This is a genomic window from Pseudomonas sp. W2Oct36 (assembly GCF_041060465.1).
In the GTDB taxonomy this organism is placed as follows: domain Bacteria; phylum Pseudomonadota; class Gammaproteobacteria; order Pseudomonadales; family Pseudomonadaceae; genus Aquipseudomonas; species Aquipseudomonas graminis_B.
The window spans coordinates 466,173-488,170 of sequence record NZ_JAUERW010000001.1 but is presented as its reverse complement, the minus strand read 5'-3'; the positions used below and the strand labels follow the sequence as shown (position 1 = coordinate 488,170).

The window sequence follows — 21,998 nt, the reverse complement described above, 5'->3', positions numbered from 1 at the left end:
GGCGCATCAGTCGGCGGTTCAGTTCGATCAGTATTTGGGTTTGGTGTCGGGCAGGGCGGCGCCCTTGGGCCACAGCATCCAGATCTGGCCTTGCTGTTTCATGTTGCCGGCCAGTTCGCCCGCCGCGTCACCGGTACCCCAGAACATGTCGGCGCGGACTTCACCGGCAATGGCGCCGCCGGTGTCCTGCGCCGCCACCGGGCGCACCAGCGGCGTGCCGTCGGGACGGGTCGAGGACAGCCACAACAGGCTGCCGAGGGGGATCACCTTGCGATCGATCGCCACGCTGTAGCCGGCGGTCAGCGGCACATTCAGCGAGCCGCGCGGGCCTTCGGTGCTGTCCGGGCGCAGGGTGAAGAACACGTAGCTCGGGTTGCTGCCCAGCAGTTCATTGACGCGTTCGGGGTGCGCAATCGCCCAGTCGCGGATGCGGCCCATGGACACTTCGTCCTTGGTCAACTGGCCTTGCTCCACCAGCCAGCGGCCGATCGGCTTGTACGGGTAGCCGTTCTGATCGGCGTAGGCGATGCGCAGCTGGCGGCCGCTTTCCAGCTGAACCCGACCCGATCCCTGGATCTGCAGGAACTGCAGGTCGATGGGGTTTTCCAGCCATGCCAGCACGGGGGCACTGGCGCCTTTGGTGCCAATGGTGGCGGCGTCGTCATAGGGACGCAGCACTCGGCCATCCAGGCGCCCGCGCAGGCGCTTGCCCTTGAGCTCGGGATAGATGCTGTCGAGGTTGACGATGATCAGGTCATCGGGCACGCCATACACCGCCACCGGGTGCGCGTCATTGCGCTGCTCGCTGCCTTTATAGATCGGCTCGTAATAGCCGGTGATCAGGCCGTTGGCGCCATGCTCGGAGGAGCGCAGGCTGTAGACCTGCAGCTGATTCTTGAGAAAGTCGCGCACCGCCGCAGGATTCTGCGGCACTTGGGCGGCGAGGGCGCATGTGCCACCCCAGACCGGGTCCTTGGCCAGGCGTTTGCACGCCGAAAACCAACTGTTGTAACCCGCCATCAGGTCGGTGTCGTTCACCGCCGGCAGTTTGTCCCACTCGACGCTGACGTAGGTCGTCGCTTCGGAGGGCTTGGTCTTCGGCGCGCCGCCGTCGCAGGCAGCGAGCAGGGCGATCAGTGGGGCGAGGCAGAATACGAAACGGCGCCAGTGCAGGCTTGTGGTCATCACGCGGGGTGTTTCCTGAAAATCATGCGAAGGCGGCTAGCTTGGTGAAAGCGAAGGGCTGCGTCAAATGGATGAGGGAATCATTTGCATGAAAGCTCACATGGCGGCCCAATCGCCCTGGACGCGCTGCGAATTTGCCGCCGATATTGCACTTTTTCGCCGTGGGCCGTTCTGACCATGGCCAGGACGCGGCGATAGACGCGGCGTCCCGTTCGTTAAAGCTTGGGATTGATGCTCGCCGTGTTTTCTGTTTTATCCGTTTGCCGACGCCTGCGCCCGCTGTTTGCCCTGTGCATGCTTGGGCTCGGCGCTGCCGGGTGTACGCGCCAGGACGGCCAGGATGTCGCCACGCAGTTCAGCGAGACGCGGCCCCAGGAGTTCTTCCAGACCAGCGTAGACCGCATGGCGACGCTGGCGATGGCCGACAACCTCGACAGCCTCTACCTGCTGATGAACAAACTCTACCTGCGCAACCCTGGGGAGTGGCGCAAGTCCGGCTTCGTCGATGCCGCGGCGGCCGAACGCAACGTGCGGCAGGCCATCGAGCAGAAGAAGCCGTTGCCGCAGTTGGGCACGCGACGTGACCTGGCAGCGCTGAGCTACGCCCTGAGCCCTGAATTCCTTGGCGATCGCGTCGGCGCGTTCATTTATGCCATCGGCAGCATGCTGGTCACGGCCCACGGCGGGCGCCTCGAATTCTTCATGACCGACCAGATCAACCCGACGTTCGTCAACAATGCTGCGCGCAATATCGAGAAGGCCACCTGGCTGCTGAGCCAGCGGCAGAACGCCAATGGCGAGTTGCTGCTGTTCTCCAACGAGATTTCGGAGGAGGGCAGCAACCTCAGTTTTGCCACCGAGTTCGGCAAGATCGTGGCGCGCCTGGACCTGCTCACCCAGATGCTCGACGAGCGATATAGACGCATCGGTTTGAATTACGCCCAGAGCCTGCTGTTCCTGAATTTCCTTCCGGTGCAATGACAGCCCCGCTGTGCCGGAAAAAACCTTTGCGCTATCCCTCATCCTTGTCGGCTTGCGGTCGATAGCTCCTCAGGAGTCCGCAAAAAACAACTATAAAATTCATGGCATGGGGTCGACGATGTTCAAAACAGTGCAGGCGCGCTATACGGTCATATTTGTGACCTTGATTGTGGTCATCGCAGTGATCACCGAGCAGGGCATCGTGCATTTCGTCACGCCCAAGGTGCGAGAGACCCAGGAAAAAGTGGTGCTGAGCCAGGTGGACCAGATCGGCACGCGAATTCTGTCGGACCTGGCGCGCGTAGAGGCTCAGTCCCGGGCGATCACCCAGGCGGTTCCGCTGCTGGACAGCGAGGGCATCGACACTGTGCTGCCAGGCCTGGTCGATCAGTACGGCGATCAGAAAGTCTTCGGCGGCGGCGTCTGGCCGATGCCGGACAAGCGCACCCCGGGGCGCAACAAACACAGCTCGTTTTTCCACCGTGACGGCAGTGGCCAGTTGGTGGTGAGCACGTTCTGGAACTCCGACCCTGCGCCCAACTACTGGGAACAGCCATGGCACCGCGCCGGGCAGAACGCACCCAAGGGCAAATGCGCCTGGGCGGCGGCCTATCAGGACGAAGCCAGCCCGCAACCGCGCACCAACTGCGCGATGGGCATCTACAAAGATGGCGCGCTCTACGGCGTTTCGACCATCGACGTCACCCTGGGCTTCTTCAACGGCCTGATCCAGGACAAGGAAAAAGACATTCAGGGTCAGGTGATGATCGTCGAGCGCGACGGCAAGATCCTGACCAACCAGAGCCGCATTCCCGGCGAAATCATCCTCAAGAACGTCGCAGGCTTCAGCGGCCAGTCGATGTTCGCCAAGGCCATTCAGGACGGTCTGGGCAAGGTCTCTGGCGACGCTGTGTATTCACGGGAATACATCGACCCGCAACTGGGTGACCTGACCTTCTTCCTGCGCCCTGTGGTGGGCACGCCGTGGATGATCGCCACCTCGTTGCCAACCGCCATGCTCACCGCCAGCAGCACCGAAGTGCTGAAGACCCTGGGCTGGTTGCAGATTCCCCTGGTCATTCTGTTGCTGGTGGTGCTGGGCTTTGCCTTCCATCGCTTGCTGGCACGGCTGACCGTTCTGCGCACCAACATCGACGCGCTGTCTTCGGGTGAGGCCGACCTGACCCGTCGCATTCCGATCAAGGGCGAGGATGAACTGGACGCTGTCGGCCACTCGGTCAACAAGTTCATCGCCTTCCAGCAAGCGATGATTGTCGAGGTGCGCAGCGGCACCGAGCAGATCTCTGCCGGGCTGGTGCAATTGCAGGATCAGTCGCGCAACATCAACCAGATCCTCAACCGCCACGCCTCGGAAACCGATCAGGCGGTGACCGCGATCAACGAGATGAGCGCCACCGCCGACAGCGTCGCCGAGAACGCTACGCAGACGGCGAGCTTTACTCAATCGGCCAACGATGCCGCGCAGCGCTCCCGGGACGTCGTCGACGAAGCGTCGGTCAGCGTGCGGGCGCTGGTGGCCGAGGTCGAAGAAGCGACGAAGTACGTTCAGGAAATGCAGGTCGATGCCAAACGCATCACCGATGTGCTCGGTGTCATCGGCGGCATCGCCCAGCAAACCAACCTGCTGGCGCTGAACGCGGCCATCGAAGCGGCGCGGGCGGGTGAGCAGGGCCGAGGCTTTGCGGTGGTGGCCGACGAAGTGCGGGCGCTGGCCGGTCGTACCCAGCAGAGCACATCGGAGATCAACGAGATGCTCGCGCGGCTGGAACAGGGCGTGAGCACTGCGGTGGGCGCGATGGAGAAAACCAAGGTCAGTTGCCAGTCGACGGCCGACCGTACGTCCCGCGTCAACGAAGGCCTGGACGGGATGGCCGGTTCGGTGCTGCGCATCCATGACCTGAGCGCGCACATTGCAACGGCGGCAGAGGAGCAGAGCGCGGTCACCGAGGAGATCAACCAGAACATGATCGCCATTCGGCACATGGTCGGTGAACTGGTGGGCTGTGGTCAGCAGACCGACACCAGCGTCGAGGCGCTGATGGCGTCCAACGAGCGGCTGGTGGCGATGATCGATCGCTTCAAGGTTCGCTAACCGGCGATCCATTCACTCGCGTAAAGCAAAGCCGGAGCCCAAAAAGCGCCGGCTTTTTTGTGGGGCGCAGAAGGTGTCTGGGCTCAGTAACTTTCGCCGCGAATGTATTCCTGCATTTTCTCGATCAGCCTGGCCTGTTCGGCAATGGCCGCCTTGACCAGGTCGCCGATGGACAGCAAACCGATCAGTCGGCCTTCGTCCACCACTGGTAAATGGCGCAGCCGGCGGTCGGTCATGATGTTCATGCAGTGCTCGACCGTGTGCTGCGAGCCCACGGTCTGTACGTCGTGGGTCATGATGTCGCTGACCGGGGTTCCGGCCGAAGCACGGCCCTTGAGCTCCATCTTGCGGGCGTAATCCCGCTCGCTGACGATGCCGACCACCTTGCCATCGCGCACCACCGGGACAGCACCGATGTTCTTTTCGGACATCAGCTTGATCGCCTCGAGGACCATCTCCCCGGGCCCGACGGTGTGGACGTCAGCGTGGTGCGGGTCTTTCAACTTCAGTAGTTCGGCTACGGTCGTCATGCTGGCCTCTCCGGCGCGTTTCTTGTGAGCACGGCCCATCCGGCCGTGCATAGAGAATCGTCGAGAGATGGCATTCCGGCAAGTTTGAAAGCGCCATGCCCGGCCCTGAAAGCGTCACCGCCCCGATTTCCCGTGGCCGCGTCGGTGGGCTGGCGCGAGCTTAGCCGATCCGCCGCGACAGGCCGCCCTGTCCCTGCCCATGCATCGGTGCTTTTGCCGGCGATGCCGCGCGCTGCTGCAGCAGACCGGCAACGTCACGGGTCTGCAGCACGAACCCTTGCACCCAGTCCACGAAGGTCATCTCGTCCAGTGCCTTGAGCGGCAGTTGCGTGCACAGGCGAACCGCCTGTTGCTCATCCAGGGCCAGCCAGCAGCCACTCATGGCGCCGCTGTCGAAGTTGAGCCGCATCAGCCGCTCATACAGGCTCGGGTCGGGGCGCAGCGACAGTTTGCAATGCAGAATCGCGACGTCGCCCGCCGTCGGTACCTCGATGATTACCACTTCGCGGCCCTCATCGAACAGCGCGCACACGCCGTTTTCGAGTTGCAAGGCGGTGCCCAGTCGTTTGCCCAGTGCCTGAATGCAGGCGTCTGCGTGTGTCGTTGTGTTCATCATTTGCGGTGTCCTGTCCGGGGTTTCGATTCGATCAATAGAGGAGCGGGCGCGGCGGCCTAGCGCGGCCGGAAAGCGCCATTGCCGGCCTGGCCCAGCTCGTGGGCGGGCTGCGAGTCGCCACGGTCGGCGATGGCGCCGTCGGCGGTGGCCTTTTTCGGGTTCCTCTGGTCAGGGCCGTAGTCGAAGGTGACTTCGCCCATGAGGCGTTCGATGCTCAGCGCGCTGCCGCTCTTGAAGCTGACAAAGGGGAACGGCGTGCCGAACGCGTCTTCTTTCGCGGCGGTCCTGAAGACCGCGATGCTCTTGATGCGCAGATTGTTCTTGTCGCCGAGTATGTCCTTGAGCATCGCGTCGGTCAGCCGTCCACTCAATGCGCCATCCTCGATGCGTTCTTTGACGTCGTCACGGACCTCAAGCTTGATTTCGGCGCGAGTGGTGCCCTTGCTGTCCTTCATCGCATCGAGCAGGCCTTTGAGCTGCGGGTCGGCGCTCATCATTTCGTGAATCCGCTCGGCGTTGCCCGGGTTGCAGTCACGGCCGAGCATCTGTTTGACGCGGTCGATCTGCCGCTTGGAGGAGGCGGCCTGATCCAGCCGGTTGACGTTGTTGTGTTTGACCACCATGTCCATCAGCGACATCAGGCTGGAGCCCTGGCTGGCAGCGGTGTTCTGCCGGTCGAGCTGGCGCAGGCTCTGGCGCGCGGCGTATTGCGCGTCGTTCTCGTCTGACGTGGCCTTCAGGTATTTGTCCTTGAGGTCCTGCAGCACCTTCTCAGGAGCCTTGCCGGCGGGCGACGGATTCTTGCTCATGCCGGGGAAGGCCTTCTCCAGTGTGTCACCCAGGGTTTTGACGTCGGCGGTTAGCAGCGGGAGGGCGTTCTTGAAGCGCACGTCGTAGCTCTTGCCGGTCTTGTTGTCGAACGCCAGTGTCGCGCTGACCCCCAAGGGGGCGCCGCCGGCCACGAACAGGTTGTTGGGGCGCGACGTAAAGACGGTGCTGAACATCCGCGCGTAACCGGTCACCGAGCCTTTTTCGAGGAACCGCGCGCGGTTGCTGCTATAGACGTCGGCGTGCAGGCCGTCGCTGCCGTGGCCCTCGGTGCGTTCCCGTTCGGCGCTGAGCAATGACACGGTTCCCAGCAGGCCGGCGCCGAAGCGCATGAAGCCGGCAACGGGTTCGGCATCGGTGCGGCCCTTGTTGGTCCGGGATTCAAGGTTGACCCCGGCATCCAGGTCGAACGCGTGCTTGCCCGTGGTGCGCACTTCCTTCTCGACGCCGCGATCCATCAACGCCATGGGTTTGAGGCCTCCCTGCGCCGGGCGCTTGCTGCTGGCCAGTTGCGTCTGCATCAGGTCAATCATGAAATCATCGATTTCGTCGTCGCGAATGAAAAAGCTCAGCGCCGTGCTGTTGGCATACTTGTACTTGGCGTCCAGGCTGCCGCCGAACCAGCCGCCGTTGGTCTGGAGGTTGGCGTGGCTGTCGCCGGGCGTGGTTTTGGTGTCACTTTTGCCGCCACCAAAACCGAAGCTTCCTGTGCCGCTGATTGCGCCTTCGCGACTCATCGACACCTTCAGGCCGCGGTCGAATCGGGTGAAGGTCAGGCCGTAGGTCCGCTCTGGATCGATATTGCCGCGAAAACCCAGGAACGCCGGCTCGGCCGGCCCCGCGACGCCACCGGTTACGCCGCCGCCGTAATTGCGGTTCAGCTTGAGGCTTTCTCGAGGCTCCAGATTCTGGAGCGCCTCGGTCAGGGCGAGCATGACAGCGGCGTTATTCGGGCCGGCAGGGGTCTGCAGCCCTTGCAGTACGTTGCGCTTGAGCGGGTGGTTGTCCTTGCGCAAGTGCTTGAGCAGGTTCTTGGTGGCGTCGTAACTGGCTTCGAGAGAGGCATGGTCACGGAAGCCGGCATCGGTGTAGCGCTTCACCGGGCTGCCTTCGTAGGCTTCGTTGTGCAAGGTGGCCAGCGCTGTGGCGATGGTGTCGAAATCCTTCGCCCCCGGTTTCTTCACTTCATTGGCGAACCCGTCGAGGGCGGCGCTGATGTCGTTGAGCACCTTGACGTCCAGCGCCAGGCGAGCGCGCAGCAGGGCCTGGTTATCGCCTTGGGTGCGAGAGCCATCCAGCGGCGATTGGGTGTTGCGCCGCTCCAGCGTGAAATGCGCGGTCTTCAGCTTGGTGAGCAGTTGCCCCAGTTCGTGAGCGTCGTCGATGCCGCTGTCACGAAGGACGCTGGCCACTTGCGGCAGCATGTCATTGTTGCGCGGCTTGCCCTGGAAGGCCGGATTGATCGCGCCATTTTTCAGCAACGCGCCTTCGTCCTGGGCCAGTTCGCGCAGCGTCTTCTGCAGGTCTTCGGTGACGCTGGTCTGGAACCAGTTGAACAGCTCCGCCAGCTCGCTCGATTCAGGTGAAAGGCGAGGCGCCAGCTCATTGATACGCGCAGCCATGGGTCGCGGCGGTGTGCCGGTCGCCGCGCCAGTCGCCGCAGCCGCGCGGGTGCTCAGCTCGCGCAGCAGCGCGGTTTCTTCGGTGTAGATCGGCTTCAGACCTTCGCGGCCTTTCCAGGCGTGCTGGAGGCTGTCGGCAGGCACTTTTACCGCGCCGGTCAGCGAAAGATGGGAGGTAAGGTAATTCTGCCGGAGGGAGGCAGGGGCGTACTGTTTGGCCTTCATGCTCTCGATGTTGTTACTGCCCATCACGTTGACGGTGACCTTGGCCGAGCCTCTGCGCAGGGTTTCCGGCTCGGCCGCCGCCAGCCGATTGAAGGCCGCGTGATCATTGCTCGGGCGCGCCGGTGCGGGTGTGGCGGCTTCCCACCCGGTCGCGGTCTTGACGAATTCTCCGGCGCTGGTGGTGGCCAGCAAACGTCCGTCGTGATTGGGGCGCAGGTCCTGAAGAACGGTCCCCGGTGGGGTGGTCGGGCCCTGAACCGCTTGCCAGGTCCGCTGAGGATTGAGCCTTCGAGCGTTGGCCTCGTCGCCGCTCAGCTGGAACACTGCGCCGCCGCGCAGGGCGAACCAGTGCTTGCCGCCGGTGCTGATCGCCTGGATATCGCCCGTGCCGGGCGGCTGTGGCAGCACCGCGCGTTCACCGTTCTGGTCGTGGAGGCGCAGTTTGCCGCCGCTGAGGGTCATGAAATTCTGATCGTTCTGCACGGCCAGTTTGTCGGCGACCACACCCTCGGCGCCGCGCAGGGCGGTGCCCTTGGCTTCAGTCCCGCGACCTTGCAGGGCCAGGTCGGCGCCGCGCCCCATTTCATGGGCGGCGGCCTGGGGCGCCACTTTCAGCTGTTTGAGCTTGCCATCCTTGTCGATGAGGTAAGCGAAGCCGTCCTGGCCAGCCTGCAGCGCTTTGATGTCCTTTTCGCTGGTCTTCTTCCATTCGTCGGTGCGCGGGTCTTGCACCAACAGCGTCTTTTCGATGGTTTCTTTCAATTCTTCAACGGGCGGGTTGTGCACTAACCGCTTGTCGAGAGGACGGACGTATTCGCCGCGCGGTGCCTGGACCCGCGATGAGCGCTTCTGCTCGTAGAGGGCGATTTTGCCGCGCGGCAGCTGAATCTGCGTGGCGGCGTCAGGGGTCAGGACGGGCAAGCCGTGCTGACGATCCATGACCAGCGGCGCCATGACCCAGCCAGGCACGAAGTCCTGTTTTGCCTGATCCCACGATGCGCTGTGCTCTACGCCTCGCTGGTCCTTGACGGTGGCGTGCAGCACGTTTTTTTCGTCATGAAAAAAGCCGCTGACGGTGTGGTGCCCAAAGGCCGTCTGCAGGGCGGGCGAGGGGCGCACTTTCTGCAGTGTGAGCTCATTCACGAGGAGGTTGTTTTGTTGCGCTTCAGCGGTCGGCAAATGCGCCTCCAGGAGTTCGCCCGAGGCTGTCGTCGCCAGCAGACGATCACCGATGAGCGCCACGGATTTGGCTTTCATGGCCGCGTCGTTATCCGTGCCGGTGGGGGTAATGAGCGGGAACGCATCATGGCGGTCGGCGCCAAGCCCGTTGCGCAGTTGGAGTAACTGGTTGCCTGAGGCGTTTTCGCTGAGCGCCATCAGTGCACCGGCGGTGGAGCGTCCGAGGGCCGTGACCTTTTCTGTGAAATCCAGCGACTTGGTCAGATCACTCAGCTCGTACACCTTGCCTTCGTCGTTGAGCCCCAACAGGTTGCCGCCGCCAATGTTGTGCAAGGTTTTCAGCGTTGCTCCCTGGGTGTTCTCCTGCCATTGGCCCCCATGCAACGCGTACAACTTATTTTCGTGAATACGCCAGGCGGTGTTGTTCGCGTCCTTGTGCACGCCGGTGATCTGCGCGCGATGGGCATCGGTGGGCATCGCCATTTTCTTGCCGTCGCTGGCGGAGGCGACGCGGTTCTCACTGCTCTTGAACAGTGAAATGGCGATATCGCTGGCATGGGCGTGGAGCAGCCGGTTCTGGCTGTCGACCATCAGGTATTCGGCTTTCTGCGCGTCCTGATTGAGCGGCGCAAGGTCCTGATAACGCTGATCGTGTTTGCTCAGAATGCCTTCGAGCAACCGCTCGGTGGGGTTGGGCTGGTCGGTGCCGCCAAAGGTCAGTCGTTGATTGTGCAGCGCCATGCTCAGCCGGGGTGTCAGGGCGTTGGCTGGTGGCTGGGCTGCCGTCGGAGCGCTGGGTGTCGGGCCGGTTGGCGGCACGGGCGCGTTCGCTTGTGGCGTGGCTGATGCAGCTGCCGTTGTTGAAGCCGGCGCCGCATGGGGGGCGAGCCCGGTCTGCGGGGTGTTTGCAGCGGCCGTGCTGCGGGGAATTGACGAGGCATCCCCCGGTCGGGCCTTGAACAGACCGCCTGCGAAGTGGCGGCTTTTCTGCAGCGTTGACCGGCTGGCAGTGGCCATGCGCGCCAGCACGTTTTTGCGCTGCGTGGGGCCGGTTCCGGGTGCTGCAGCTGGGTTCAGGTGGGTGGTGCCGACACTGGTGGTATGACCACGGAACACTGGAGGTAAAGCCATGCTGACGCCGTCCATGCAAGTGAGTGCTTGGCGGGGTGAGTGGCGTCAGGGTGGAGGGTGGTTCCCGATTTTCTGAAAAGATCAGGCGGGCCCGTCAGAAGGCTTGCGCCGTGGGCGGGAGATGACCGATTCGATGTTCTTGCGGCCGATCAGCAACGGGCTCTTGGCTTTGCGCGAGGCCGGCATGTCGGCCAGCCATTTGTACATCACCAGGCAGTCCACCAGCCCGAGTCGGGCATGGCGGTAAGCGCGAGGCAGACGGCCGACGGTCTCAAACCCGAGTTTCTGCCAGAGCGCAACGGCGACTTCATTGGTGGCCACCACGGAGTTGAACTGCATGGCCGAGAAGCCGCTGTCCAGCGCCAGTTGCTGGGAGTGCTCGCACATCAGGCGCGCGACGCCACGACCCCGCGCGGCCGGGGTGACCATGTAGCCGCAGTTGCTGACATGGCTGCCGGGGCCTGCCGCGTTGGCCTTGAGGTAATAGCTGCCGAGCAGCACGCCGTCTTCTTCGGCGATCAGCGTGTGCATCGGGTATTCCAGCCACAGGTGCCGGGCCTGCTCGCAGGTCAGGTCGGGGGCGTAGGCGTAGGTTTCCTGGGCCCGGACCACGGCCTGAAAGGTGGGCCAGAAGACCTCGAAATCATCGGTGGTCATGGGGCGGATGTGGATCATGGGTCGGTTCCGGAATTCGGGGAGGGGCAGGTTTTGCGCGTGATGACTTACCTGTGGGAGGGACCGGGGTGGCGCTCCACCTTGCTCACGAAGAGGCCCGTTCGGCCTGCGCATCTCTGGCCGCAGTGATGCCGCCTTCGCGAGCAAGCTCGCTCCCACAATTGGGCTCCCACAAGGGTGATGCAGTGTCATGCCTGAAGGGTGGCCTCAGGCCAAGCTCCGTTAAGACACAACCCGATAACACGGCACATACGCCGCGCCGCCTGGCAGCTTCATCCGGTGCTGCTCGACGAAGGCCTGCAACAGCTTGTCCAGCGGCTGCATCACCTCGGCGTCACCGTGGATTTCATACGGGCCGTGTTCTTCGATCAGGCGAATGCCCTTGTCCTTGACGTTGCCCGCCACGATCCCGGAGAACGCCCGGCGCAGGTTCGCGGCCAGTTCGTGGGGCGGCAGGTCGCGGCGCAGCTGCAGGCTGGCCATGTTGGCGTGGGTCGGGTCGAATGGACGCTGGAAGCTCTCTTCGATCTTCAGCAGCCAGTTGAAGTGGAACGCGTCGGCACGGTCGCGGCGGAACTGGCGCACGGAAGCCAGGCCAAGGGTCATCTGCCGTGCCACTTCCGACGGGTTGTCGATGATGATCTGGTAATGCTTGTGCGCTTCTTCGCCCAGGGTGGCGCTGACGAACGCGTGCAGCTGCTCCAGGTACGGCGCGGTGCTTTTCGGGCCGGTCAGGATGACCGGGAACGGCAGGTCCTGGTTGTCCGGGTGCATGAGGATGCCGAGCAGGTAGAGGAATTCCTCCGCCGTGCCTGCGCCCCCCGGGAAAATGATGATGCCGTGACCAACCCGCACGAAGGCTTCCAGGCGCTTCTCGATGTCCGGCAGGATCACCAGCTCATTGACGATCGGGTTCGGCGCTTCGGCCGCGATAATGCCCGGTTCGGTCAGGCCCAGGTAACGGCCGCCGGTGATGCGCTGCTTGGCGTGGGCAATGGTCGCGCCTTTCATCGGGCCTTTCATCACGCCAGGGCCGCAACCGGTGCAGATGTCCAGTTTGCGCAGGCCCAGCTCGTGGCCGACTTTCTTGGTGTATTTGTATTCTTCTGTGTTGATCGAGTGGCCGCCCCAGCACACCACCATCTTCGGTTCGACGCCGGGGCGCAGGGTGCGGGCATTGCGCAGCAGGTGGAATACGTAATCGGTGATGCCCTGGGAGCTGCTCAGGTCGATGCGCTGGCTGTCGAGCTCGCTCTCGGTGTAGACGATGTCGCGCAGGGCGCTGAAGAGCATTTCCCGGGTGCTGGCAATCATCTCGCCGTCGACGAAGGCGTCGGCCGGGGCGTTCAGCAGTTCGAGGCGCACGCCACGGTCTTGCTGGTGGATGCGCACTTCGAAGTCCTGGTAAGCCTCCAGGATGGTCTTGGCGTTATCGACATGGGCGCCGGTGTTGAGGATGGCCAGGGCGCACTGGCGGAACAGGGTGTAAATGCTGCCGGAGCCTGCGGCGCTGAGCTGCTGGACTTCACGTTGGGACAGTGTTTCCAGGCTGCCCTTGGGGCTGACCGAAGCGTTGATGACGTGTCTTGGAGCCATTCTTGATTCCTTGAGAGCGGTGCCGGCCGCCGCGAGGGGGCAGGGCACGAATACAGTAAGCGTTCGAGACGCTCACCCATGGGGCCATTTTTTACATCGGTTGGTCAGGAAAGCAAACGTTGTGAGCGCGAATCTGGAAATTTCCCGTGACCCCGGTATGCTGCTCCTCGACGCCCAGACCCATCGGCCCTCCCGACGCTATGATCTTCAACTTCATCATTTTTCTCCTGACCCTTGTCGCCATGGAAGGGGTCGGCTTCCTCGCCCACAAGTACGTGATGCACGGCTGGGGCTGGTTCCTGCACAAGTCCCACCACGAAGAACAGCTCGGCGCGTTCGAAACCAACGACCTCTATCTGCTGGCCCTGGCCCTGGTGGCGATCGCGCTGATCGTTGCCGGCAACAGCGGCCATGACCCGCTGCAATGGGTGGGCGCCGGCGTCGCGGCGTTCGGTCTGCTCTACGTGTTTATTCACGATGGCATGGTCCATCGTCATTGGCCTGCGCGACCACGGCCGCGCAGCCGCTACCTCAAACGCCTCTACCACGCGCATCTCATGCATCACGCGGTGAAAGGCCGACGCAACAGCGTGTCCTTCGGCTTCCTTTATGCGCCCTCGGCGGCGACGCTGAAACACCAGCTGCGCGATCATCGTTCTGCCCCCCGTGACGAGCGTTGTCGAGACAGCGCCGGCGCGGCCATGGGCACGGATCTGCAGAACGGCTGAACGGACTCCACGCCGGACCGGTCATTAGTTTCACGTGCGTCACGCTGTTGCGCGTCGTGTTGCTGTCGTAGCACTGACGGTCAGTCGTCTCACGCTGTTAATCAACGCGAATTCCTTCTCCGGAGAACCCCATGACTCAAGCATCGACACAGGCAACGGGCAAGACCGTCACCTTCAAACGCCCCGACGGCAAAGAGTTGAGTGGCTACCTGGCCAGCCCGGCCAAGACCGACAGCGCACCGGCCGTGGTGGTGATTCAGGAATGGTGGGGCCTGAACGACCAGATCCGTGGCGTGGCCGATCGGCTTGCCGCCTCGGGCTATCTGGCGCTGGTGCCTGATCTGTACCGTGGCGAAATGACGGTCGAGGAAGAAGAAGCCCATCACCTGATGGACAAACTCGACTTCGCCGACGCCGCCACCCAGGACATCCGCGGCGCCGTGCAATACCTCAAGGGCCACAGCCAGAAAGTCGGCGTCACCGGCTTTTGCATGGGCGGCGCGCTGACCCTGTTGGCGCTGAACTTCATCCCCGAACTGTCTGCCGGCGTGGTGTTCTACGGCATGCCGCCGCTGGAATTCCTCGACCCTGCGGCGATCAAGGTGCCGGTACTGGCGCATTGGGGCACCCAGGATGAGTTCTTCCCGGCGGACGGCGTCGATCAGCTCGAAGCCAAACTCAGCGAAGGCGGCGTGGACCTGGAATTCCACCGCTACCTGGCCCACCACGCCTTTGCCAACGAAGAAGCCGTCGGCCCTGGCCGGATTCCGGGCACGCAATACGACCCGGTGTGGGCGCAGCTGGCCATGGACCGCACGCTGACGTTCTTCGGCCGCACGCTGTGGGGTTGAAGAGAGCGGCGCTTGAGTAGCTGCTAGCGTTACTGCACCCCGAACAGCGCCGTCCAGTAAATACCGGCGTCGCTTTTCGGGTCGGTGGCGTAGGCAGCGCCCAGGTCATGAAACTGCGGGTTCATGAGGTTGGCGCAATGGCCGGGGCTGGCAAGCCAGCCTTCGACCACCTTGCGCGCGTTGTCCTGGCCGGCGGCAATGTTCTCGCCGATCTGCTGGCCGATGTACCCGGCCAGCTCAGCACGGTCCCCCGGCGTCCCGCCATTGCGACCCTTGTGATCAAAATAATTGTTGTTGGCCATGGAACGCGAGTGGCTCTCGGCTGCGCTCATCAGAGTGTCGTTCCACACCAGCGGCGCGGCCGCAGGAAACGACTGGGCGCCACATTGCTGCGGCTGCTTGCGCGCTTCATTGATCAGCCCCAGCAGTTTCTGGCCCTCGGCCTGCGCATTTCCCAACCCGCCCGCCAGCAGCGGACGTGCCAGCACGATGCGCCAGTCGCGGTCGTTGCGGCTGACGCCGATGTCGACGAACTGCGGATTGAGCACCACCTGACAAAAACTTTCCTGAATGGCGGCCATCGCCGCTTGCGCGTCGCGCGGGCCCGAAAGCGTGATCGCCTGGACGCTGACCATCGGATACGACGCCCGGGCCAGCATCGGCTGCAGGTCCACCGTGCCACTGGCCGGCAGGTTCAGGCGCGGGTCGCTGTTGAGTGGCGGCAGCTCGGTCGACGCCACATTGGCGCAAGGCTGGGCCTGGCTGCGGTAGGTATTGATTGACTGGATCAGCTGCGTTTCTTCGCCGGCCACGGCCGTCCCTGCCATCAGCAGCGCCAGGGGCACAACAGCGAGACACTGGATGAATGATCTGAAACGCATGGAAATCTCCCTCGAACTGACGCGCCCACGGTGCGCGATTTTACCTGTCGCGATTAGTCTGAGCTGCACAAACCGTGGAGGTTGCAGCGATGAGCAGGGTTTTTGCAATAGCCGGCGTGAAAACCCGGTGTTTCGCCGCATGCTGCACGCCGATGCGTGACTGAACGGGCGCGAAGGAAGAGGGCGTTTGTTTATTCCGGGCCCGGGCGGTAGTCGTCACACCGGCTGAGCCACATAATCAGCGCTCGACCCTGCGGTGCGACCTCGATGACCACGACCATTCAGCGACTGACCCCGGAATATGCCTCGGCGTATCGAGCAATGATGCTTGAAGCGTACGCCCTCCATCCTGATGCGTTTACCTCCGACGTCGCCGAGCGCGAAGCCTTGCCGATCAGTTGGTGGGAAAAGCGGCTTGTGGTCGGGCCTGACGCGAAAGAGGTGGTGTTTGGCGCCGTTGAATCAGGCAGTTTGCTGGGGGTTGCCGGCCTGTCCCTGGAAACCAGAAGGAAAGCCCGCCACAAATCCACGCTGTTCGGGATGTACGTTCCCCACGCCCATCGCGGCAAAGGCATTGGCCACGACCTGATCAGCAGCGTGTTGGCCTACGCCCGTAGCCAGCCACCGCTGTTGCTGGTCCAGTTGACCGTCACCGACGGCAACCGCGGCGCGCAGGGCCTATACGAACGGATGGGCTTTGTCCCGTTTGGGGTGGAGCCGTATGCGGTGGCGGTGGGAGAGCAGTATGTGTCGAAGGTGCACATGTGGTGCGACTTGCGGCGTTCCGGGTCTGAGATCGGCTGAAGCCGGTCCTACTGTTGGATCGCGGTCGGTTAGTGGGACTGGCTTTAGCCGGGAAGAGGCCAGTGTGCATACCCACAATTTTGCAGTGCGCCTACCGACGCTTTCCCGGCTGAAGCTGGTCCCACTATTGGATCGCGGTCGGTTAGTGGGACTGGCTTTAGCCGGGAAGAGGCCAGTGTGTGCGCCACCATATTCGCGGTATGGCCTACCGACGCTTTCCCGGCTGAAGCCGGTCCCACTGTTGGATCGCGGTCGGTTAGTGGGACTGGCTTTAGCCGGGAATGGGCCAGTGCGTGCGACATCCAATTTGCGGTATGGCCTCCGACGTCTTCCCGGCTGAAGCCGGTCCCACTGTTGGATCGCGGTCGGTTAGTGGGACCGGCTACAGCCGGGAAGAGGCCGGTGTGCATACCCACAATTTTGCAGTGCGCCTACCGACGTCTTCCCGGCTGAAGCCGGTCCCTTTGTTGGATCGCGGTCGGTTAGTGGGACTTGCTTTAGCCGGGAAGAGGCCAGTGTGTGCGCCATCCAATTTGTGGCGTGGCCTCCGACGTCTTCCCGGCTGAAGCCGGTCCCACTGTTGGATCGCGGTCTGTCAGTAGGACTGGCTTTAGCCGGGAAGAGGCCAGTGCGTACGCCATCCAATTTGCGGCGCGGCCTCCGACGCCGTCCCGGCTGAAGCCGGTCCCACTGTTGGATCGCGGTTGATTAGTGGGACCGGCTTTAGCCGGGAATGGGCCAGTGTGTGCGCCATCCAGTTTGCGGTATGGCCTCCGACGCCTTCCCGGCTGAAGCCGGTCCCACTGTTGGATCGCGGTCTGTCAGTGGGACTGGCTTTAGCCGGGAAAAGGCCGGTGTGCATACCCACAAATTTTGCAGTGTGCCTACCGACGCTTTCCCGGCTGAAGCCGGTCCCACTGTTGGATCGCGGTCGGTGAGGGACTGGCTTTAGCCGGGAAGAGGCCAGTGCGTACGCCATCCAATTTGCGGTGTGGCCTCCGACGCTTTCCCGGCTGAAGCCGGTCCTACTGTTGGATCGCGGTCGGTTAGTGGGACTGGCTTTAGCCGGGAAGAGGCCAGTGTGTGCGCCACCCAATATGCGATATAGCCTCCAACGCTTTCACGGCTGAAACCGGTCCCACTGTTGGATCGCGGTCGATTAGCGGGACCGGCTTTAGCCGGGAAGAGGCCAGTGTGTGCGCCATCCATTTTGCGGTATGGCCTACCGACGCTTTCCCGGCTAAAGCCGGTCCTACATATGCATCGCGGTCCTGCTTTAACCACCTAGCGCTCGATCGTGCGGCTCCAGCGGGCGTTCCATTCCGGGCGGACCTGGTTGACCTGATCCCAGTCGATGGTCACGGCGGTTTCCAGGTATTTGTTCATGGCTTCGACCTGGCCACGGGTCTTGTCGGTGGTCGGGGTTTTCGGGTTGGACGGGATCTGGTCGCCCATTTCCAGGGCCGGCGCCTGGGCTTCCGGGGTCAGCAGGAAAGCCGCGAGTTTCTGCGCCAGTTCCGGCTGGTCGTTGTTGGCGATGGTGCATTCGGCCACGTTCAACACCACACCGCCTTCCTTCGGCGGCGCGTAATCCACCGGCACGCCCTTGAGCTTGAGCGCGGTGACCTGGGTCGGCGTCAGCGGGAACAGCGCCGCTTCCCCGGTCTGCACCATCTCCGAAATCTTCGCGGAACTGGCGATGTACTCCAGCACGTTCGGCCCCACCGTCTTCGGCCACGCCTTGAAACCCGGCTCGACGTTGGTTTCGTTGCCGCCCTGCAACCGGTTGAACATCAGAAACCCGTGCAGCCCAAAGGTGGAGGAGGCCAGCGACTGGAACACCAGCTTCTCTTTATATTTAGGGTCCGCCATGTCGGCCCAGGACGTCGGCGCGCTCCAGCCATTGTCCTTGAACATCTTGGTGTTGTACGCCAGCCCCGTGACACCGAGGCTGACGGCCACCGCTTCTTCCTTGATCTTGCCCTTGGCCGGGATGTCCGCCAGGCTCGCGCTCGGATTCAGCTTGCCGCACAGACCCATGGAGATGGCGCGGTACATGATCCCGTCGTCGAGGAACATCACGTGCATCTGCGGATTGTCCTTGCTGGCCTGAACCTTGGCGAGGATGTCCGAGGACGTGCCCGGCACGATCACCACCTTGACGTTGTTGGCCTTCTCGAACGCCGGCAGCACATGGTCGGCGTACAAGCGCTCCATGGTGCCGCCGTTCATGCCCAGGTACAGCGTCGGTTCGGCCTGTACGGGCATCGAAGCAACAAACACGGCAAACGGCAGGCAAGACAAGCCAGTCAGGGCAACACGTTTCATATGAGTCATGGGTTCGACCTTCCTCTGAGCAATGGAATGACGTGATCGGTGCCGGACGGCACGACGATGGCAGGCGATGAAATGTGCGGTTGCGATTGAAAGCGTGTGATCGAGAACGGCGTCAGGTCGATGTTCGACGCCCCGGCACAGACCATTTGCGCCAGCGCCTCGCCCGCCGCCGGACCGATCTGAAAGCCCGATCCCGCAAAGCCGAAGCCGTGCAGTAAACCGGGTTGCGTGGAACTGGCACCCAGGACCGGTTCGCGGTCGGGCAGATAACCTTCGGTGCCGCTCCAGGTGCGAATGGCCTGGGCACCGGCCAGCGGCGGGTACAGTTCAACGGCGTTGCGCAGGATCTCCAGAATCGCTGCCTGACCGGGGCGCGCGGTGGCCGGGTCCAGCGGGAAACCCTGACCGCCGCCCAGCACGCAATTGCCCCGCGCCACCTGACGGGCATAAATCCCGCCGCCCTCGACGCCGGTGCTGACGTCCATGAACATCGGCAGCGGTTCGGTCACCAGCATCGCCGGGTGGCCTGCACGCATCGGCACCGGTTCGCCGAACTGCTGGGCCAGTTGAGCCGCCCATGCGCCGGCGCAATTGAGCAGCCAAGGTCCACGAAAGCACTGATCATCGGCGGTCCGCACGACAAACGCCTGACCGTCATGGCTGACCTCGCTGACGTGGGCCTGCTCCAACGTCTGCGCACCGGCGCGGCGCGCAGCGAAGGCAAACGCCGGAGAAACGAGGCGCGGATTGGCATGGCCGTCCTCGGCACACAGCGAGGCGCCCACCGCCACGTCCCCGGCCCAGGGAAAGCGGGCGCGCAACTGGGCGTGATCGAGCAACTGCAGCTGCATCCCGAATCCCCGGGACGCCTCTTCATAGGCGACCAGCGCGGCCATGTCCTTGTCACTGCGGGCCAGCTTGAGATGGCCCGAGCGTACGTATTCGCCGTCGGTGCCGATGAACGCGCGCAGGTCACCCCAGATTTCATGGGCGCGCCGGGACAGCGGCAGTTGCGACAGCGGACGGCCCTGACGGCGCACGCCGCCGTAGTTCACACCGCTTGAGTGAGAGCCGAAAAAGTCCCTTTCCAGCAGCGCCACGCGTTTGCCGCTCAGCGCGAGAAACAGCGCCGCCGACGCCCCGACAATCCCTCCTCCAATCACCACCGCATCCACCTCGACGGGCTGGGTCATTGTTCTGCCTCCACGCCAAACGGCAGCGGTTTGATCGGTGCCTGCCCACGCAATCGACCAACGCAGGCAACCTCGCGGCCCGACGCATGAGCGACGATTTCCGCCGCGGCCAGTCCACACATGCGCCCCTGACAGCGGCCCATGCCGACCCGGCACATGGCCTTGACCCGGTTGATTTCCCAGTGACCCTCGGCCACGGTCTGGCGGATCTCGCCGGCGCTGACTTCCTCGCAACGGCAAACGATCAGGCTGTCCGGCGCCTTGGCCGCCCAGTCTTCGGGGAACGGGAACGCGGTTTCCAGCCCCTGGCGAAACCGCTGGATGGCTGCCAGTTGGCGCTGTAATTCGATGCTGCGGGCGCGGTCGATGCGGTAGCCGAGGTCGCCGAGCAAGGTCAGGGCCGCCAGTTCGCCGGCCATTTCTGCGGCGTCGGCACCCATGATGCCCGCGCCATCACCGGCCAGATAAACCCCCTCGACGCTGCTGCGTCCGGCGGCGTCGCGGGTCGGCAGCCAGGCACGGTTCAACGCGCTCCAGGCGAATTCGCAGCCGAGCAGATCGGCCAGCTGGGTTTCGCTGCGCAGGGCATGGGCGAACGCGACCGCATCACAGGCCAGGTCCTTGAGCTGCTTGCCCTGCTGCCAGCTGACCCCGCTGACCCGTCGCTCGCCCTGAATGTCATGCAGATGAACGCCTTGGTGCACCGGGACACCGTGGGCCGTCAGCCAGGCGCGGTAATAAAGCCCTTTGGCCAGCGTCGACGGTTGCCCGAGCAGCGCGGGCAGGGCGCGGGTCTGGGCGGAGAAGGGCGAGCTGTCGAGCACCGCCGCCACCGTCGCACCGGCCTTGGCGTATTGATACGCCACCAGATACAACAGCGGCCCGCTGCCGGCAAAGACCACGCGCTGACCGATGGCGCAGCCCTGAAACTTCAGCGCGATCTGCGCCGCCCCGAGGCTGTAGACGCCGGGCAATGTCCAGCCCGGTACCGGCAGGATGCGGTCAGTGGCCCCGGTGGCCACGATCAGATGCTTGAACGGCACCTGCGCCGCGCGGCCATTGTGCAGGGTATCGAGGGTGCGCGATTCGGCGTTCCACACCAACGTCTCGGGACGGTAGTCGATCTCAGCCTGCAACTGATCGATGGTGGTGTGAACCGACTCGGCCTTGCCCGCTTCGAAACCGTACAGCGCCTTCGCCGACCTTTTGAAATGCTCCGGCTGGCGTCGATAGACCTGACCGCCGCCGCGCAGACTTTCATCCAGCAGGCAAGGGCGCAGACCGTGGGCAAGCAGCGTCTGCGCCGCGCGAATTCCCGCCGGGCCGGCGCCGACGATGACCGTGCTCGCACCCGAGGTCGCTGGCGCGTTGACGGCTCCATTTTTCGCCTCGTTCATAGGCTGCGCCCCGGCTCGCGGGTCACGCCGACATTGGCTTCGAGCAGCGTTGAGCAGGCCCGCACCCGGCGGCCGTCGCCCAGTTTCACCCAGCAGTCCTGGCACGCGCCCATCAGGCAGAAACCGGCCCGGGGTTCGCCGCTGAAGTCGCTGCCGCGCAATGAGTCTTCTGCCGTCAGCACCGCCGTGAGCAAGGTATCGCCCTGCAAGCCGCTGGCCGGCTGACCGTCGAGGGTGAAGGGCAGCACGGCGCGGTCGCGTTCGGCCAGTCGTTTCAGCAAGGCCATGGCGTGCGCTCCATCGGGCAAAGGTGGGTAAACCGAACAGTCATCAATGCCTCCCTACCAGCACACGGTCCAGCCCATACACCCGGTCGAGAATGATCATGGTCGCCGCCGTCAGGGCGATCACCAGCGCAGACACCGCCGCCATCATCGGATCGATGGATTCGGTGGCGTACACGTACATGCGCACCGGCAGGGTCTGGGTCGAGGGCGAGGTGACGAAGATCGACAGCGTCACTTCGTCGAAGCTGTTGATGAACGCCAGCAGCCAGCCACCGGCCACGCCGGGCAGGATCATCGGCAGGGTGATCAGGCGGAACAGCGTGAAGCGGCTGGCACCCAGGGATTCAGCCGCCTGCTCAGCGCTGCGGTCCATGCCGATGGAGGCGGCAATCACCAGGCGCAGCACGTACGGCGTGATCACCACCACGTGGGCGAACATCAGCCAGACGAAACTGCCGTTCACGCCCATCAGCGCGAACAGGCGCAGCATCGCCACCCCCAGCACCAGATGGGGAATGATGATCGGCGACAGGAACAGGCCGTTGAGAAAACCCCGGCCAGGAAAGCGGTAGCGGGTGATCGCCAGTGCCGCCGGCACGGCGATAAACGTCGCCAGGGTGGCCGCGACCACCGCCAGGATCAGGCTGTTGTAGAAGGACTGAATGAAGTCGGCGCGCTCGAACACCGCCCTGAACCAGCGCAGGGAAAACCCGTGCCACGGCAGGCTCAATGTGTTTTCCGGGGTGAAGGCCACCAGGCACACCACCACCAGCGGCGCCAGCATGAACACCACCACCAGGGCATGAAACGACAGGGCCAGAGGACCGTTCTTGGACATC

The 21,998-nt window shown here is 63.6% G+C and carries 17 protein-coding genes; 5 read left to right on the top strand and 12 right to left on the bottom strand.

What is annotated here, in order from left to right:
• Positions 1–27: 27 nt before the first annotated feature.
• A complete protein-coding gene (locus QWI18_RS02060) occupies positions 28–1,185 on the bottom strand; it encodes a murein transglycosylase A (protein ID WP_369318075.1) in 1,158 nt (385 codons plus the stop codon).
• A gap of 294 nt (positions 1,186–1,479) precedes the next feature.
• Between QWI18_RS02060 and QWI18_RS02055 the strand changes: the two genes are divergently transcribed.
• Entirely contained in the window at positions 1,480–2,166 is a 687-nt protein-coding gene (locus QWI18_RS02055; protein ID WP_296309265.1) for a hypothetical protein, read from the top strand.
• 118 nt (positions 2,167–2,284) lie between these two features.
• On the top strand, positions 2,285–4,279 hold the full coding sequence (locus QWI18_RS02050) for a methyl-accepting chemotaxis protein (protein ID WP_369318074.1): 1,995 nt from the start codon (positions 2,285–2,287) through the stop codon (positions 4,277–4,279).
• An 83-nt stretch (positions 4,280–4,362) separates the two neighbouring features.
• Here QWI18_RS02050 and QWI18_RS02045 read toward each other — a convergent pair whose 3' ends face one another.
• From QWI18_RS02045 to ppnN, 5 genes are all read right to left on the bottom strand, one after another.
• Entirely contained in the window at positions 4,363–4,809 is a 447-nt protein-coding gene (locus QWI18_RS02045; protein ID WP_065991548.1) for a CBS domain-containing protein, read from the bottom strand.
• A gap of 160 nt (positions 4,810–4,969) precedes the next feature.
• Positions 4,970–5,425, bottom strand: coding sequence for a type III secretion system chaperone (locus QWI18_RS02040; protein WP_369318073.1), 456 nt, complete (start codon positions 5,423–5,425; stop codon positions 4,970–4,972).
• A 56-nt stretch (positions 5,426–5,481) separates the two neighbouring features.
• Positions 5,482–10,410 (bottom strand): AvrE-family type 3 secretion system effector, encoded by a 4,929-nt coding sequence (locus QWI18_RS02035; RefSeq protein WP_369318072.1) that lies wholly within the window; start codon positions 10,408–10,410, stop codon positions 5,482–5,484.
• An 81-nt stretch (positions 10,411–10,491) separates the two neighbouring features.
• Positions 10,492–11,085 carry a GNAT family N-acetyltransferase gene (locus QWI18_RS02030; RefSeq protein ID WP_065991551.1) on the bottom strand — a complete coding sequence of 198 codons (594 nt, stop codon included), beginning with the start codon at positions 11,083–11,085 and terminating at the stop codon, positions 10,492–10,494.
• Positions 11,086–11,307: 222 nt separating this feature from the next.
• A complete protein-coding gene (gene ppnN / locus QWI18_RS02025; protein ID WP_065991552.1) occupies positions 11,308–12,681 on the bottom strand; it encodes a nucleotide 5'-monophosphate nucleosidase PpnN in 1,374 nt (457 codons plus the stop codon).
• 200 nt (positions 12,682–12,881) lie between these two features.
• Here ppnN and QWI18_RS02020 point away from each other — a divergent pair, with 200 nt between their 5' ends.
• Together QWI18_RS02020 and QWI18_RS02015 are read left to right on the top strand one after the other, a co-directional pair.
• Entirely contained in the window at positions 12,882–13,409 is a 528-nt protein-coding gene (locus QWI18_RS02020) for a sterol desaturase family protein (protein WP_192131967.1), read from the top strand.
• Between the two features lie 131 nt (positions 13,410–13,540).
• Positions 13,541–14,260, top strand: a complete 720-nt coding sequence (locus QWI18_RS02015) for a dienelactone hydrolase family protein (protein ID WP_369318071.1) — start codon at positions 13,541–13,543, stop codon at positions 14,258–14,260.
• A 29-nt stretch (positions 14,261–14,289) separates the two neighbouring features.
• Here the strand turns inward: QWI18_RS02015 and QWI18_RS02010 are convergent, their stop codons facing one another.
• Entirely contained in the window at positions 14,290–15,141 is an 852-nt protein-coding gene (locus tag QWI18_RS02010) for a CAP domain-containing protein (protein ID WP_296313490.1), read from the bottom strand.
• 267 nt (positions 15,142–15,408) lie between these two features.
• Between QWI18_RS02010 and QWI18_RS02005 the strand changes: the two genes are divergently transcribed.
• Complete coding sequence (locus QWI18_RS02005; RefSeq protein ID WP_369318070.1) at positions 15,409–15,945, top strand: N-acetyltransferase family protein; 537 nt, start codon at positions 15,409–15,411, stop codon at positions 15,943–15,945.
• 1,284 nt (positions 15,946–17,229) lie between these two features.
• On the opposite strand, the gene QWI18_RS02000 is transcribed toward QWI18_RS02005, so the two are convergent.
• The 5 genes from QWI18_RS02000 to QWI18_RS01980 are packed head-to-tail and all read right to left on the bottom strand — an operon-like array spanning position 17,230 to position 21,997.
• Complete coding sequence (locus QWI18_RS02000) at positions 17,230–18,282, bottom strand: ABC transporter substrate-binding protein (RefSeq protein ID WP_369318069.1); 1,053 nt, start codon at positions 18,280–18,282, stop codon at positions 17,230–17,232.
• The gene (locus tag QWI18_RS01995; protein ID WP_369318068.1) at positions 18,279–19,475 is read right to left on the bottom strand and encodes an NAD(P)/FAD-dependent oxidoreductase; all 1,197 of its coding nucleotides are present in this window, start codon (positions 19,473–19,475) and stop codon (positions 18,279–18,281) included. Before QWI18_RS01995 ends, QWI18_RS02000 begins: the two co-directional genes overlap by 4 nt.
• Entirely contained in the window at positions 19,472–20,872 is a 1,401-nt protein-coding gene (locus tag QWI18_RS01990) for an FAD-dependent oxidoreductase (RefSeq protein ID WP_369318067.1), read from the bottom strand. Before QWI18_RS01990 ends, QWI18_RS01995 begins: the two co-directional genes overlap by 4 nt.
• Positions 20,869–21,159 (bottom strand): (2Fe-2S)-binding protein, encoded by a 291-nt coding sequence (locus QWI18_RS01985; RefSeq protein WP_192131334.1) that lies wholly within the window; start codon positions 21,157–21,159, stop codon positions 20,869–20,871. The genes QWI18_RS01990 and QWI18_RS01985 overlap by 4 nt, the downstream gene beginning before the upstream one ends.
• 43 nt (positions 21,160–21,202) lie before the next feature.
• Positions 21,203–21,997, bottom strand: coding sequence for an ABC transporter permease (locus tag QWI18_RS01980; protein WP_369318066.1), 795 nt, complete (start codon positions 21,995–21,997; stop codon positions 21,203–21,205).
• Between the last annotated feature and the right edge of the window lies 1 nt (position 21,998).

Excerpts from the sequence above, each read along its gene's own strand:
- QWI18_RS02060 (WP_369318075.1), bottom strand. The coding sequence starts at position 1,185 with ATGACCACAAGCCTGCACTGGCGCCGTTTCGTATTCTGCCTCGCCCCA.
- QWI18_RS02055 (WP_296309265.1), top strand. The coding sequence starts at position 1,480 with ATGCTTGGGCTCGGCGCTGCCGGGTGTACGCGCCAGGACGGCCAGGAT.
- QWI18_RS02050 (WP_369318074.1), top strand. The coding sequence starts at position 2,285 with ATGTTCAAAACAGTGCAGGCGCGCTATACGGTCATATTTGTGACCTTG.
- QWI18_RS02045 (WP_065991548.1), bottom strand. The coding sequence starts at position 4,809 with ATGACGACCGTAGCCGAACTACTGAAGTTGAAAGACCCGCACCACGCT.
- QWI18_RS02040 (WP_369318073.1), bottom strand. The coding sequence starts at position 5,425 with ATGATGAACACAACGACACACGCAGACGCCTGCATTCAGGCACTGGGC.
- QWI18_RS02035 (WP_369318072.1), bottom strand. The coding sequence starts at position 10,410 with ATGGCTTTACCTCCAGTGTTCCGTGGTCATACCACCAGTGTCGGCACC.
- QWI18_RS02030 (WP_065991551.1), bottom strand. The coding sequence starts at position 11,085 with ATGATCCACATCCGCCCCATGACCACCGATGATTTCGAGGTCTTCTGG.
- ppnN (WP_065991552.1), bottom strand. The coding sequence starts at position 12,681 with ATGGCTCCAAGACACGTCATCAACGCTTCGGTCAGCCCCAAGGGCAGC.
- QWI18_RS02020 (WP_192131967.1), top strand. The coding sequence starts at position 12,882 with ATGATCTTCAACTTCATCATTTTTCTCCTGACCCTTGTCGCCATGGAA.
- QWI18_RS02015 (WP_369318071.1), top strand. The coding sequence starts at position 13,541 with ATGACTCAAGCATCGACACAGGCAACGGGCAAGACCGTCACCTTCAAA.
- QWI18_RS02010 (WP_296313490.1), bottom strand. The coding sequence starts at position 15,141 with ATGCGTTTCAGATCATTCATCCAGTGTCTCGCTGTTGTGCCCCTGGCG.
- QWI18_RS02005 (WP_369318070.1), top strand. The coding sequence starts at position 15,409 with ATGACCACGACCATTCAGCGACTGACCCCGGAATATGCCTCGGCGTAT.
- QWI18_RS02000 (WP_369318069.1), bottom strand. The coding sequence starts at position 18,282 with ATGACTCATATGAAACGTGTTGCCCTGACTGGCTTGTCTTGCCTGCCG.
- QWI18_RS01995 (WP_369318068.1), bottom strand. The coding sequence starts at position 19,475 with ATGACCCAGCCCGTCGAGGTGGATGCGGTGGTGATTGGAGGAGGGATT.
- QWI18_RS01990 (WP_369318067.1), bottom strand. The coding sequence starts at position 20,872 with ATGAACGAGGCGAAAAATGGAGCCGTCAACGCGCCAGCGACCTCGGGT.
- QWI18_RS01985 (WP_192131334.1), bottom strand. The coding sequence starts at position 21,159 with ATGGCCTTGCTGAAACGACTGGCCGAACGCGACCGCGCCGTGCTGCCC.
- QWI18_RS01980 (WP_369318066.1), bottom strand. The coding sequence starts at position 21,997 with ATGTCCAAGAACGGTCCTCTGGCCCTGTCGTTTCATGCCCTGGTGGTG.